Genomic DNA, 12,394 nt, shown 5'->3' on the forward strand with positions numbered 1-12,394 from the left:
AGGAAAGGCACTGTTTGCCAAGATCGCGGCCAAAGAGCGACGTGCAACGGGATGTTCATTCCCGCCGCATAGTGTCCGTCGCTACTTGCAGAAAGGCGCCGCACGCTCTTGCGGCCGTCATGGCGCAGGCGCCGCAAAGACCTGGGGGAACACCGGTGCAGCGAGTTGGGATCACACCGAAACCGACAGTCGCGCAAACGCTCAAGCAGCGGATCAGGACAGCGGGCCTGCGCGTCATCGCGGCAAGCCGCCTGTCGTCGCTGATCGGCCGGAGGTATCGCGGGCGCGGCGTCATCCTGATGTTTCACGACTTCGTGCGCGACCCGGAGCGGACGCTCGGGCAGGGATGCCGGGTTCCCGATTTCGAGGCGATCCTGCATCACCTGCGCCGGTCCGGCCGAGATATCGTCTCGCTCGACGATGCGATGTCCCGCCTTGCCGGCGGCAATCCCCGTCCCTTCGCGGTGCTGACCTTCGACGACGGCTACCGCTCGAACCGCACCCTTGCCCTGCCCGTGCTCGAGCGCCACGACGCGCCGGCGACGATCTATGTGCCGAGCGGAGCGATGGACCGCACGCTCAATGCCTGGTGGCTTGGGCTCACCGCCCTGTTCCGAGAGCACGATACTCTCGACATCGCGCCGATGGGCGTCCGCTTCCATTGCCCAACCCGACAGAGCAAGGTCGCCGGCCTCGGCCGCGCCATTGCCTGGGTCTGGCAGGACTTCCGTCGGGCAAAGGCCTTCGCACCAGTCTTCGCCGCCCATGGCATCTCGCTCGAAGGGCTTGTCGACGCGGAATTCATGGATGCCGGCGAAGTGCGCGAACTCGACCGCCACCCGCTCGTGGAAATCGCCGCCCACACGCGGACCCACCGTGCGCTGAGCCTGCTTGCCCGCGACGACGCCAGAGAGGACATCGCCGGCAACAAGCAGGATCTGGAGCAGTTGCTCCAGCGCGAGGTTCCGCATTTTGCCTATCCTTATGGGCCGCCCTCGATCACCGGCACGCGCGAAGCCTCGCTGCTGGCGGATATCGGGTTCCGAACCGGCGTGACGACGACGCCCGGCTGCCTTTTCCCCGACCATCTCGAAACGCCGATGCTGCTGCCGCGCCAGAACGCGGAATATCCCGACGACGCCATGGCCAATGCGGTCTGCGGCATCGAGGGCGTGTTCCGGGCGATCGCCTCGCGTGGCGGCGATCCGCGTGTGCTGCCGGCCGAGGCGTCGCGATGACCGGTGCCTCCGCCGGCGCAAGCGCGCCACTTTCCGACATCAGGCTCGTTCATGTGGTGCGTCAGTACAAGCCGAGCGTCGGCGGTCTTGAGGATTTCGTGGCGAGCCTCGCGGCCCGGCAAAAGGGACGGTTCGAGCATATCCGTGTCGTCACCTGCGATCGGGTGTTTCGCGGCGGGACCGACAAGCCACTGCCCCCGCGCGAGGTGATCGACGGGGTGGAGGTGGTGCGGCTGCCGTTCCACGGATCCTCACGCTATCCAGTGACGCCGGGGGTGTTTCGCGCCATCGCCGATGCGGATCTGGTGCATGTCCATGCCATAGACTTCTTCTTCGATGCGCTTGCGCTCGCCGCCCCCTTCCACCGCAAACCCCTCGTCGCCACCACACACGGCGGCTTCTTTCACAGCGGCAACGCGGGCGGTCTCAAGACGGTCTGGTTCAACACGCTGACCCGGCTTTCGGCACGCGCGTACCGGGCGATTGCCTGCTGCAGCCAGAGCGATTTCGACCGGTTCGCCACCATCGCGCCCGACACCGTGCGGCTCGTGGAGAACGGCGTCGACCTGTCGAAATTCGGCGATGCCGGCGCGCGGACACCAGGTAAGAGCATCGTCACCATTGGACGGCTGTCGACGAACAAGCGGGTCGACCGGCTGATCGAGGCGATGGCCGTGCTGGCCGCGCGCGACCCGCAATGGCGGCTCGACATCATCGGCACCCCGTTCGACTGGTCTGCCGAGAATGTGACGGCAATGATCATCAAGCATGGTCTTGGCGATACGGTGCGCCTGCACGTCGGACCGAGCGACACGCGCATGCGCGAGATCCTCGCAAAGACCAGTCTCTTTGCCAGCGCCTCGGTCTACGAGGGCTTCGGCATCGCCCTCATCGAGGCGATGAGCGCCGGGCTCGTGCCCGTGGTCGAACCGAACGCCGCGTTTTCGGCCTTCGCCGCGAAGCACCAAGAGATCGCACTTGCCGACTACTCCGACCCGCTGGCGGCCGCGGACGCGTTGCAGGCCGCCCACGCACGGCTGTCCGCAGCGCCGGCGGCGACACGCGCGGCGGTGATGGCCGTCGCCGACGCCTATTCCTGGGAAGGCACAGCGCTGCGCTACGAGGCGCTCTACCGCGAGGCGCTCGCGCGCTAACTGCCTGGAGGGTGCTCGGGCCTCGACGCGAAGCCCCGCCAGACATCGACGGCGCCAGCGCAGAACCACAGCAGCGCCCCGGTCTTGATCGAATAGAAAGAGCTCGAGACCACCATTAGCAGGCAGACATAGGTGATCAGTCCGGCGCGAAACCGCCAGGCGTCGGGAGAGCGCAGCGGCGCAAAGACGTACAGCGACCACAGCACCGCCACCCCGACAAGCCCGATCTGATGCAGCGAATAGGCGTAGCCGTTGTCCTCGAGAAAGCCGTTGATCGGCGACATGCCGAAGACCGCGAAGCCATCCAGCTTGAGCAGCAGCCAGGAAGCGTGCAGCCAGCGCCCGGCGAGATCGTCCTCCCAGCGCAGGGCATCGGTCGACAGGCCGTAGATCGCCATCGCCAGCGTGATCAGCGCCGGGATCAGCACCCAGATCAGGCGCGGAACGATCCGGTAGACCAGCGTCATCGCATAGATCGCGAAGCAGACGAGCATACCGAAGCGCGCATCGCCCAGCACGATGACGACGGCGGCGGCGGCGAAGAGCAGCCAGCGCCGATCCATGTCCTTGCGGAATATCGCCCACAGTGCCAGGAACGCGCCGTAGTTGCCCATAGCCACCGGCTCGAGAAAGACCGAGGACACCCGGTGCGTGCCCAGAAAGGGCAGCAGGTTGCGCCCCTGCATGCGCGTGCCGCTGATGAAGAGGGAGGAGTCCTCGATGTAGTTGTCGCCAACCTCCAGCGATCCGCGGGCGATGTAGTATTTGAGGATGTTGATATTGGCGATGAAGAGGTCGAGCAGGAAGTACTCGAAGAAGCCGACGGCGACGACGATGGCAGCAGACAGCAGCACGATCCGGTCGACGCTCTCGATATCGCGCACCCGACGCCCAAGAAAGTAGAAGGCGATGGGAATGAGCCCGTCGCGGATCGCCTTGAGGTCGAGCTCGGGGCGCAGCGCCAGGATCATCGCCATATAGGCGAGATAGACGGCGACGACCGTGTAGAGACCGGCGCGCCGGTCGGCGGCAAGCAGCAGCGCCATCGCGATCAGCAGCGCCTCCGCCATCATCACCATGTTCTGGGAGACGCCGGCGACGCGGGTGTTTACGAAAGCAAGGAAGCAGTTGAAGACGACCGTGCCGATGACGACGCCGGCGGCGGATTTCAGCCAAAGGTCATAGGTCGCGGGCCGGCGCGAAAAGGTCAGACGGGCCTGCGGCAGGCGGTTCCAGACGGGCGCGCCGAGCGCCTCAGGCCGCCAGCGCGACATTGCCGATCATCCTGTCTTCCCAGGGCTTCAGCAGTGCGAGCGTGCGGTCGAGTTCCGAGCGCCCGGTCTCGCCGACCGTGGAGACCAGCAGGATCGCATCGCAGCAGCCCAGGAGCATTGGCAGATAGGGATTGTCGAGTGCCGAGCCGCCGTCGATGATCAGGAACTCGTCGTTCTCCGCCGCGATGGCGGCCGCGCCGGCGCCCTGCGCCCGTCCGTCGAGCCGTTCGACGGTGAAAGGCGCTCCAGCAGACAAGATCTCACCCGCGTCTTGCCGCGCCGCGACGTCCCGGTCCCTCATCTCCGCTTGCCGGCGGCGCGCAGACAGGCGCGAGCGCGCGGGCGCAGCCTCCCCGCCGGAAGCGGCACGCGAGATCGCCAGAGGAGCCACGTCGTCGACCGGGCTTGCGCCGTTCGGCCTGGCCAGAAGCACCTCTTCGCCCATGTCGTAGAGACCCGCGGCAATCGCCCGCGCCAGCGGGGCGACGTCGGTGCCCTCACCGGTCGCGAGCACAAGGATCTGAGCTGGCCGCTCGCCCTCGAAGGCATGGCGCAGCGCATAGGCGATGCGCGTGACCGCGAGTTGCCGGGCCGCGGCCGCCCCCTTGCCCGCGCGCGCCTGCAAAAGATGCCGTCGTCCGGAAGCCCCGGTCGCCGGCACGTTGACGCTGGCGATCAGCGGCACGCCGGTCATTTCCACCAACTCGCGTTCCGAGCCGAGCTTGCCGTTCAACATCTCCCAGCCGACCGCTCCTCCGGCGGCAAGAATGACGCCGAACACGCCGGCGGCCAGCACCACGATGAGCCCGGACGGACCGGTGGGCCTGAGCGGCGCCACGGCAGGGGAAATGATGCGCGAGTTGCTGGTGTCGATGCCGCTCTGTTCGTCGAGTTCCTTCGCCCGGCTCAGAAAGGCGCGGTAGACCGAGGACAGCGATTCCGCCTCGCTTTCGAGCTGGCGAAGCTGGATCTGGGCCCGGCTCTGGTCGACGCTGGTGGAGGACACGCGCGCGAGCTCGGCCTCCAGCGCGGCGACATTGGCCTCCGCGCGCTGCCGGTCGGCGTTGACGGAGCTGCGCACGCGGGCCAGCTCGTCATCGATCATCTGGCGGGTGTTGGCAAGCTGCGAGCGCAACTCACGAAGTTGCGGATGATTGGCGCCGAGCGTGGTCGCCGCCTGCGCCTCGCGCTCGGCGATGCGCGCGTACTGCACGCGCAGCGAGCCCAGTGTCGCGGTCTGGAGCCTGGCCGGCAACGCACCGCCCGCAATCGCCGCGACGGTGACCGTGTCGAGAAGATCGGCGTTGGCCTTCGCCCCTTCCAGCTCGACCCTTGCCTGGGTAAGTTGCGAATTGATGTCCTGAAGGCTCTGGCTGACCACGAGGCCACGCTCGCCGGTGCTGATCAGACCGTTCTCGGCGCGAAAGGTTTCCACCTTGGCTTCCGCGGTCTGCAACCGCTTGCGCAAGTCATCGGCCTGGGACTGCAGCTCCACGGAAGCCCGCAGGGTCGAATCCGTGCGCCGGCCACGCTGCTCGTCGAGATAGACGCGCGCGGCCTCATTGGCGATCGCCGCTGCCTTGAAGCGGTCGGGATGCTTCATGAAGATGTCGAAGACGAAGGAATTCTCGACGCGGATGACCTGCAGGCGGTCGCGCAATCCATCGATGGTCGCTGCCCGCCTGTCCTCGGCCGTGGTCTCCTTCGGCGCCTTGCCGAGGAGACGCGACAACAGACCGCCGGACTTCGGCAGGATCGCAGGATCGTTTTCCAGGTCGAGCTTGTCGATCACCCGGGTCAGGCCCTCGTTCGACAGGATGACATAGGTCTGGCTGTCGATGGCGAGCCGCTGCACCCCGTCGCCGCCCTGGCGCGAGACGATCTCGTTGCCAACGATCTGCAACGCCTGCGGTTCGATGAGCAGTTCCGCCATGGCGCGGTAGGAAGGCGTGCGCAGCATCAGATAGACGATGGCCAGCGCGACACAGATGGCCGGCACAATAACCAGCCAGACGATCCGCTTCCTCAAGATGCCGGGGATCTGGTAGATGTCGGTCATTGTCGAGGTCCGGTCTCTCTCTTCCGCGAGGCGCGCGCGCGAAGGGCGCACCGCAGCCACGCATCGGGCAGTCTCACCCGATGTTGCGGCAATCCTGCGGCGTTCATGGTTAATATTTCCCCAAGGTCGCGGCCTGATCGCCACCGACACTGTGCCGACGGCGGCTGCCACATGCACGCGGCACGCTTTCGTGTTAGGTGGAGCAAAGCGCGCGACGCGCAAGCCGTGCATCAGGGCGAAGCGGAGAACAATGGACATCAGCGAGCGAGCGGAAACGGGTGAAGCGGAGCTTCCGACGATGGCGATCGGACCTGTCCGCGTGGCGCGAGCCACCCGGGAGGAGGCGATTTCCTTCCTCGTCGAGGCGCTGCGCGCGGGCCATCGCCATCTCGTTGCCTTCGCCAATGCGCACGGGTTGCTGATGGCGATGGATGATCCGGCCTATGCTGAAACACTCCGCAACTTCCTCGTGCTCAACGACGGCATTGGCGCGGAGATCGGGGCACGGGCGCTTTACGGGCAGGGTTTTCCCGACAACCTCAACGGCACGGACCTGATCCCCGCCCTTCTGGCCGCCGCCCCGCCCGACACGCGGGTCTTCCTGCTCGGGGCGAAGCAGGACATTGTCGAATGCGCCGCCGCCATCTTCGCAGAACGCTATCCCCATCTCGTGATCTGCGGTGCCCGCGACGGCTACTTCTCCCGAGAAGACGAGGAGGAGATTGCCAGGGACATCGCCGATGCCAACACCGACATCCTGCTCGTCGCCATGGGCAACCCGCTTCAGGAAGAACTGATCGGACGGATCTTCGAGCAAAGCGCGGTGACACTCGCCTTCGGGGTCGGCGCGTTGTTCGACTTCACCGCCGGGGCGGCCGTGCGCGCGCCGGAAGCACTGCGCGCCAGCGGGATGGAATGGGTCTATCGCCTCGCACGCGAGCCGCGCCGGCTGGGCAGGCGCTACACGACCGGCGTTCTGCGCTATCTTTGGAAAATCGCCTGTCTCACGGTACGCACCCGCCTCTTTCGCGCCCGTTCCGTCTGACGCGCAGCCTGCTAGAGGCGGCTTTCCAGCCAGCGCCGAACCGCGTCCACGTCGCTTACCGTCTCGGCAGGCGCAAGCGCGGGACGGTCGATCAGAACGACGGGAAGGCCGAGCGCGCGCGCTGCCAGTATCTTCGCCCTCGACCAGCCGCCGCCGCTGTTCTTGGCGACGACATGCGTAAGGCCGTGCGCCTCCAGCAGCGCCCGCTCCTCTTCAACGCTGCCGCCCGGACGGGCAAGAACAAGCGTGCCGGGCGGCAGCCGCTCCCCCTCCTCCGGCGGATCGATCATGCGCATCAGACAGTGCAGGTCGCCCCGGCGAGCGAACGCGCCGATCTCCTTGCGTCCCAGCGCGAGGAATGGCCGCGCCCCCGGTGGCAGAGCATCGACTGCCGCCGGCACATCGGCAACGACCGTCCACCGGTCGCCCGGCTCCTGCGTCCATGCGGGCCTTTCCAGCCGCAGAAGCGCAACGCCCGTTGCCGAGCAGGCCTCGACCGCATTGGCCGAAATCCTCGCGGCATATGGATGCGTCGCGTCGACCACCGCCGCAATGCCTTCTTCGCCGAGATAGGCAGCAAGCCCGCCGGCGCCGCCGAAGCCGCCGGTGCGGGTCGCCAGCGCATAGGCCTGCGGCCGCGCGACCGCGCCGGCGAGCGACACCGTCGCCTCGACCCGGCTGTCGCCCGCAAGCTCCGCGGCAAGCAGACGCGCCTCGCCGGTGCCGCCGAGCAGAAGCAGCCTCATGTCGTCCCGCTTTCGTCGGAAAAAGGCACATGCGCGACGATCGCGCCGGCCCGATCGACCAGATAGACCTCGACGTCGACGGGCGCGCCGCGCAGAACGGCGAGCGCCGCTGTCCTGGCGGCACGGGCGACCTCCTGCGCGACATCGATGCCGGCGGCTTGCGCCAGATCGAGCACTTCCTTGGCTGTGTTGGCGCCGCGCGCGGCGGCAACGAGATCCGCCTGAGCCCCGCAATCCGCCAACACCTGCGCAAGCGCGTCGAAATCGACGCGGCTACGGGCGGAATGGAGATCAAGCGCGCCCTGTCCGAGCTTGAGGAACTTGGCGAAACCGCCCGAGAGCGTCAGCCTGGGCAGCGGATGGGCGCGCAGGTACTTCAGCAGCCCGCCGGCGAAGTCGCCCATGTCGAGGCAGGCCATCTCCGGCAGATGCGGATGACGGGCAAGCGCGGCCGCCTCCGAGGTGGCCCCCGTCGCCCCGACGACGTGATCGAGACCGGCGGCGCGCGCCACATCGACGCCGCGATGGATGGAGGCGATCCAGGCGGCGCAGGAAAACGGCCTGACGATGCCCGTCGTACCCAGCACCGAAAGTCCTCCGAGGATACCCAGGCGCGGGTTCATGGTCCTTTGCGCCAGCAGTTCGCCGCCAGGGATGGAAACCTCCACCTCGACATCCCCGGAACCGCCGCAGCGGGCGGCGACCTCGGCAATGACGCCGGCGATCATGCTGCGCGGAACCGGGTTGATCGCCGGCTCCCCGGGCGGGATCGGCAGGCCGGCGCGGGTCACCGTGCCCACGCCTTCGCCGGCGCGGAAGACAACGCCCGTCCCCGCCGCGCCGGCGCGCACGGTGGAAACCACAAGCGCGCCATGTGTGACGTCGGGATCGTCGCCCGCATCCTTGACGATGGCGGCACGGGCGAAACCCTCGCCCGTCTCCTCGCGGGCAAGCGCGAAGGCGACGTGCTCGCCGCGCGGCAGAACGATTTCCACCGGATCCGGAAAGCGTCCGCTCAGCAACGCCTCGTAGGCGGCCTTCGCGGCCGCCGTGGCGCAGGCGCCCGTGGTCCATCCCCGGCGCAGCTTCGTCGCATCGGCCTTGCTCATGGAGGCGGACTATAGGCGTGGCGTCGGGGATCGTCACGCGGCGGCGAGCGGCAAGCGGCACACATCCGCAAGAAAGGCCTGAAAAGGTCGCAAATCAAATGCTTGCGGCCGGTCCACCGACCTTGGCGCGGCGGCGAAGCCGACGTAAACTGACGCCACCATGACCGATGCGACGCTCCGCCCCCTCGACCGGCCCGACCCCGACCGCCTGGCGCTTCCCGTCTTCGAACCGGGCTGGGTCTGGCTCGCGGGCGCGGGCCCAGGCGATCCGGGCCTGATGACGCTGCATGTGCTGAACGGCCTTCAGCAGGCGGACGTGATCGTCTATGACGCACTCGTCGACACCAGCATCCTCGGCCTCGCCCGTCCCGGTGCCGCGGTGGACTATGCCGGCAAACGCGGTGGCAAGCCGAGCCCGAAGCAGCGTGACATCTCGCTGAAGCTCATCGAGCATGCGCGCGCCGGCAAACGGGTCCTGCGGCTCAAGGGCGGCGATCCCTTCGTCTTCGGGCGCGGTGGCGAGGAAGCGCTGACGCTCGTCGGTGCCGGCGTTCCCTTCCGCATCATTCCCGGTGTCACCGCCGGCATCGGCGGCCTCGCCTACGCCGGCATTCCGGCCACCCACCGCGACACGAACCAGGCGGTCACCTTCCTCACCGGCCATGACCAGACCGGCCTGACCCCCTCGGCCATCGACTGGGAGGGGATCGGCCGCGGCTCTCCGGTCATCGTCATGTATATGGCGATGAAACACCTCGCCCAGATCGCGGACAAGCTCATCGCCGCCGGCCGCTCGCCGCAGGAGCCGGTCGCCATCGTCTGCAACGGCTCGCTCGCGCACCAGCAGGTTCTGGAAACAACGCTCGGCGGCGCGGCGCGCGATGCGGCGGATGCAGAGCTCGAGCCGCCGGCCATCGTCTGCGTTGGCGAAGTGGTGCGGCTGCGCGCCGGCCTCGACTGGCTCGGCGCCATGGCCGGGCGCAAGCTGCATCCCGATCCGCTCGGGTCCCGCGACGCGACCGCCGAAACCGGGTGAGGGCCCCCTCCTTGTCGATGACGAGACAGCCCCCAGCCGCCCCCGCCGGCCTGGTTGTCGCCGCGCCCGCCTCGGGCTCGGGCAAGACCACGCTGACGCTCGCGCTGCTGCGCGCCCTCTCCCGTCGGGGGCTTGCCGTGAGCAGCGCCAAGGCAGGGCCCGACTACATCGACCCGGCCTTCCATGCGGCGGCAAGCGGCAGCGCCTGCGTCAATCTCGATGCCCACGCCATGCGCGGCGGCCTTCTCGACACGTTGGCGCGCACACGCGCGCAAGGTGCGGATCTCCTCCTTGTCGAAGGCGTGATGGGGCTCTTCGACGGCGCGGCGGACGGTACCGGCTCGACCGCCGATCTCGCCGCCCGGCTCGGCCTTCCGGTCGTCCTTGTCGTCGATGCGGCGAAACAGTGCCAGTCCATCGCCGCCCTCGTGCGTGGCTTTCGCGACCACCGTGCCGACGTGCGCCTGGCCGGCGTTATTCTGAACCGGGTCGGCAGCGCGCGGCACGAGGCGATGCTGCGCACTGCCCTTGCCGGCATCGGCATGGCCGTTCTCGGCGCGGTGCCGCGCGACGCCGCTCTCGAACTGCCCGAGCGACATCTGGGATTGAAACAGGCGGGCGAGCACGCCGACCTTGAACGCTTCCTCGACACAGCCGCCGCGCGCATCGCGGGATGCTGCGACCTCGACGCACTCGCCGCTGCCGCTGCCCCGCTCTTCGCCGGCATCCCGGCGACAACGGATGCGCCGATGCCGCCGCTGCCGCCGCTTGCCCAGCGAATGGCGATCGCCAGCGACACTGCCTTCGCCTTTTGCTATCCGCATCTGCTTGAGGGATGGCGGAGCGCCGGAGCGGAACTTTCATTCTTCTCGCCGCTCGCCGACGAAGGCCCGGGCGCGGACGTCGATGCGGTCTATCTGCCCGGCGGCTATCCGGAACTCCACGCCGAGCGCCTGGCCGGCGCGGAGACGTTCCGCAAGTCCATGCACGCGGCGGCCGCGCGCGGCGCCCTCGTCTACGGCGAGTGCGGCGGCTACATGACGCTCGGCGACACGATCACCGACGCGACCGGCAGGACACACGTCATGCTCGGCCTGCTGCCACTGGAAACGAGCTTCGCCGAGCGCCGCCGCCAACTCGGCTACCGGCGGCTGCATGCCTATGGCAACCTGCCCTGGCGCGGACCTCTTGCCGCCCATGAGTTCCACTACGCCACCATCCGCTTCGAGGGCGATGCCCCTCGGCTCTTCGAAGCCCGCGACGCAACCGGGACGCTGATCGGCGATGTGGGCCTGTGCGTCGGCCGGGTCATGGGCTCCTTCGCCCATGTGATCGATGCGGCCTGAAGATGCCCGGACCGATCAGGCGGCTTCCAAAATGCAGAGCTTGCAGCGGTAGCCTTCCTTCTCCTGGTAGGGCGCGTCCCTGACGGAACGCACGCGGACACGGCCGCGCCCGTGCATCTCGGCGAGATGCGCCGCGTAGCCGTCCGCGTCCCAGACCTTCTCGTGCACGGTGAGAACGACCGGCGCGCCGGGCTTGGCCACCCGTGCAAGCTCGTCGATCGCCTCCGGCCCGACGTGACCGCTGGTGAAGACGCCAACGCTCACCACGCCGTCATAGCTGTCGTCGGGCAGATCGAGCCGGCCGGTCAGGTCTGCCTCGGACAACCGCCGATAGACACCCCGTTTCTCCGCCTGCTCGAGCATGCCGGGAGACAGGTCCAGCCCGTCGATCTCCGTCTGCGTGCGCTTGCTGAGTTCGAGACCGACGAGCCCGGTGCCGCAGCCGGCGTCGAGGACCACCGCGGGCGACCCGGCGAGCGCCTCGGCCAGCACGTCCGCGACCACGGCCGGCGCGACGTAGCCCATGCCCCCGAGGGTGTCGGCGTCATAGCTTCGTGCCCAGTCCGCGTAGAGATCACGGATGCGGGTTGCGTCACCATCCAGGGCATAGGCACGTTGCAAGAGCGGATTTGCCGTCTCCATGGCGGGTCTCTCCTTGTTGTGGCTCGGGCCCCAAGCCTAGAAAGACACGGCAGAAGATGCAAACCCGCGCCTGGCGCCTCTCCTAGACCACCTCGAGAACGCAAAGCTGGCAGAAGACGCCTTCATTTCCGAGATAGGTGCTCAGCCGGACCTCGCGGATCACGATCTTTCCGCCCGCCTCCAGCTCCTCGATGTAGGCCTTGAAGCCCTCGCCCTCCCACGCGGTGTCGCGCACGGCAAGCACGATGGGCGCACCGGGTCTGGCGATGCGGATGAGCTCGTCCAGCCCCGACGGGCCGACATGGCCGGTGGTGAAGACGCCGGAGCTGACGATGCCGTCGTAGCAATCGTCGGGGAAATCGAGCTTGCCCGTCAGGTCGCCGAGGGTGAGATGGCGATAGACATTCGTGGCAACCGCCTCGTTCAGCATGCTGCGCGTCAGATCGATGCCGTCGATCCGCAGGCTGTGCTTGCGCTTCTTCAGCTCGACGGCGATGAGCCCGGTGCCACAGCCGACGTCCAGCACCTGGGCGTCGTCGCGCACGCGCGCGGCAAGGGCGTCTGCGGTGATGAGATGGCCAACGTAGCCGATGGTCTCGACCACATCGCTGTCGTAGCTCCCTGCCCACTCGTCATAGAAGTCCGTGATCGTGCGCTTGTCTCCCCCGAGCGAAACGGCGCGTGCGAGCTGCTGGTGTCTTTGCGACATGATCTGTCCCCCTGCTGGATCGATGCAGGAAGTCTA

General features: G+C 67.9%; 11 protein-coding genes. 5 read left to right on the top strand and 6 right to left on the bottom strand.

The features are described from left to right. The first annotated feature begins 155 nt into the window (after positions 1-155). Together ACSLUQ_RS13200 and ACSLUQ_RS13205 are read left to right on the top strand one after the other, a co-directional pair. Complete coding sequence (locus tag ACSLUQ_RS13200; protein WP_417772066.1) at positions 156-1,238, top strand: polysaccharide deacetylase family protein; 1,083 nt, start codon at positions 156-158, stop codon at positions 1,236-1,238. Then, positions 1,235-2,392, top strand: a complete 1,158-nt coding sequence (locus tag ACSLUQ_RS13205; protein ID WP_461808788.1) for a glycosyltransferase family 4 protein — start codon at positions 1,235-1,237, stop codon at positions 2,390-2,392. Before ACSLUQ_RS13200 ends, ACSLUQ_RS13205 begins: the two co-directional genes overlap by 4 nt. On the opposite strand, the gene ACSLUQ_RS13210 is transcribed toward ACSLUQ_RS13205, so the two are convergent. Continuing rightward, positions 2,389-3,666 carry a UDP-phosphate alpha N-acetylglucosaminyltransferase gene (locus tag ACSLUQ_RS13210; RefSeq protein ID WP_461808789.1) on the bottom strand — a complete coding sequence of 426 codons (1,278 nt, stop codon included), beginning with the start codon at positions 3,664-3,666 and terminating at the stop codon, positions 2,389-2,391. The genes ACSLUQ_RS13205 and ACSLUQ_RS13210 overlap by 4 nt on opposite strands. Continuing rightward, positions 3,647-5,725, bottom strand: coding sequence for a GumC family protein (locus tag ACSLUQ_RS13215; protein WP_461808790.1), 2,079 nt, complete (start codon positions 5,723-5,725; stop codon positions 3,647-3,649). Before ACSLUQ_RS13215 ends, ACSLUQ_RS13210 begins: the two co-directional genes overlap by 20 nt. 298 nt (positions 5,726-6,023) lie before the next feature. Between ACSLUQ_RS13215 and ACSLUQ_RS13220 the strand changes: the two genes are divergently transcribed. Continuing rightward, on the top strand, positions 6,024-6,770 hold the full coding sequence (locus ACSLUQ_RS13220; protein WP_461808791.1) for a WecB/TagA/CpsF family glycosyltransferase: 747 nt from the start codon (positions 6,024-6,026) through the stop codon (positions 6,768-6,770). A gap of 11 nt (positions 6,771-6,781) precedes the next feature. Here the strand turns inward: ACSLUQ_RS13220 and ACSLUQ_RS13225 are convergent, their stop codons facing one another. Further along, positions 6,782-7,516: a cobalt-precorrin-6A reductase gene (locus ACSLUQ_RS13225; RefSeq protein WP_461808792.1), complete on the bottom strand. Its 735-nt coding sequence runs from the start codon at positions 7,514-7,516 to the stop codon at positions 6,782-6,784. Next, the gene (locus ACSLUQ_RS13230; protein WP_461808793.1) at positions 7,513-8,625 is read right to left on the bottom strand and encodes a cobalt-precorrin-5B (C(1))-methyltransferase; all 1,113 of its coding nucleotides are present in this window, start codon (positions 8,623-8,625) and stop codon (positions 7,513-7,515) included. The genes ACSLUQ_RS13225 and ACSLUQ_RS13230 overlap by 4 nt, the downstream gene beginning before the upstream one ends. A gap of 160 nt (positions 8,626-8,785) precedes the next feature. On the opposite strand from ACSLUQ_RS13230, the gene cobA reads away from it, so the two are divergent. Both cobA and ACSLUQ_RS13240 read left to right on the top strand, forming a co-directional pair. Further along, a complete protein-coding gene (gene cobA, locus ACSLUQ_RS13235) occupies positions 8,786-9,661 on the top strand; it encodes a uroporphyrinogen-III C-methyltransferase (protein WP_417772059.1) in 876 nt (291 codons plus the stop codon). Between the two features lie 17 nt (positions 9,662-9,678). Beyond that, positions 9,679-11,007, top strand: a complete 1,329-nt coding sequence (locus ACSLUQ_RS13240) for a cobyrinate a,c-diamide synthase (protein ID WP_461808794.1) — start codon at positions 9,679-9,681, stop codon at positions 11,005-11,007. Positions 11,008-11,022: 15 nt separating this feature from the next. Here the strand turns inward: ACSLUQ_RS13240 and ACSLUQ_RS13245 are convergent, their stop codons facing one another. Then, positions 11,023-11,649: a class I SAM-dependent DNA methyltransferase gene (locus ACSLUQ_RS13245; protein ID WP_461808795.1), complete on the bottom strand. Its 627-nt coding sequence runs from the start codon at positions 11,647-11,649 to the stop codon at positions 11,023-11,025. Between the two features lie 82 nt (positions 11,650-11,731). Next, positions 11,732-12,358 carry a class I SAM-dependent DNA methyltransferase gene (locus ACSLUQ_RS13250; protein ID WP_417772056.1) on the bottom strand — a complete coding sequence of 209 codons (627 nt, stop codon included), beginning with the start codon at positions 12,356-12,358 and terminating at the stop codon, positions 11,732-11,734. Positions 12,359-12,394 lie beyond the last annotated feature (36 nt).

The organism is Stappia sp. ICDLI1TA098, assembly GCF_054880955.1.

What these genes read in the sequence shown, in the direction of transcription:
- ACSLUQ_RS13250 (WP_417772056.1), bottom strand. Translation starts at nt 12,358, where the DNA reads ATGTCGCAAAGACACCAGCAGCTCGCACGCGCCGTTTCGCTCGGGGGA.
- cobA (WP_417772059.1), top strand. Translation starts at nt 8,786, where the DNA reads ATGACCGATGCGACGCTCCGCCCCCTCGACCGGCCCGACCCCGACCGC.
- ACSLUQ_RS13240 (WP_461808794.1), top strand. Translation starts at nt 9,679, where the DNA reads ATGACGAGACAGCCCCCAGCCGCCCCCGCCGGCCTGGTTGTCGCCGCG.
- ACSLUQ_RS13220 (WP_461808791.1), top strand. Translation starts at nt 6,024, where the DNA reads ATGGCGATCGGACCTGTCCGCGTGGCGCGAGCCACCCGGGAGGAGGCG.
- ACSLUQ_RS13205 (WP_461808788.1), top strand. Translation starts at nt 1,235, where the DNA reads ATGACCGGTGCCTCCGCCGGCGCAAGCGCGCCACTTTCCGACATCAGG.
- ACSLUQ_RS13245 (WP_461808795.1), bottom strand. Translation starts at nt 11,649, where the DNA reads ATGGAGACGGCAAATCCGCTCTTGCAACGTGCCTATGCCCTGGATGGT.
- ACSLUQ_RS13225 (WP_461808792.1), bottom strand. Translation starts at nt 7,516, where the DNA reads ATGAGGCTGCTTCTGCTCGGCGGCACCGGCGAGGCGCGTCTGCTTGCC.
- ACSLUQ_RS13230 (WP_461808793.1), bottom strand. Translation starts at nt 8,625, where the DNA reads ATGAGCAAGGCCGATGCGACGAAGCTGCGCCGGGGATGGACCACGGGC.
- ACSLUQ_RS13215 (WP_461808790.1), bottom strand. Translation starts at nt 5,725, where the DNA reads ATGACCGACATCTACCAGATCCCCGGCATCTTGAGGAAGCGGATCGTC.
- ACSLUQ_RS13210 (WP_461808789.1), bottom strand. Translation starts at nt 3,666, where the DNA reads ATGTCGCGCTGGCGGCCTGAGGCGCTCGGCGCGCCCGTCTGGAACCGC.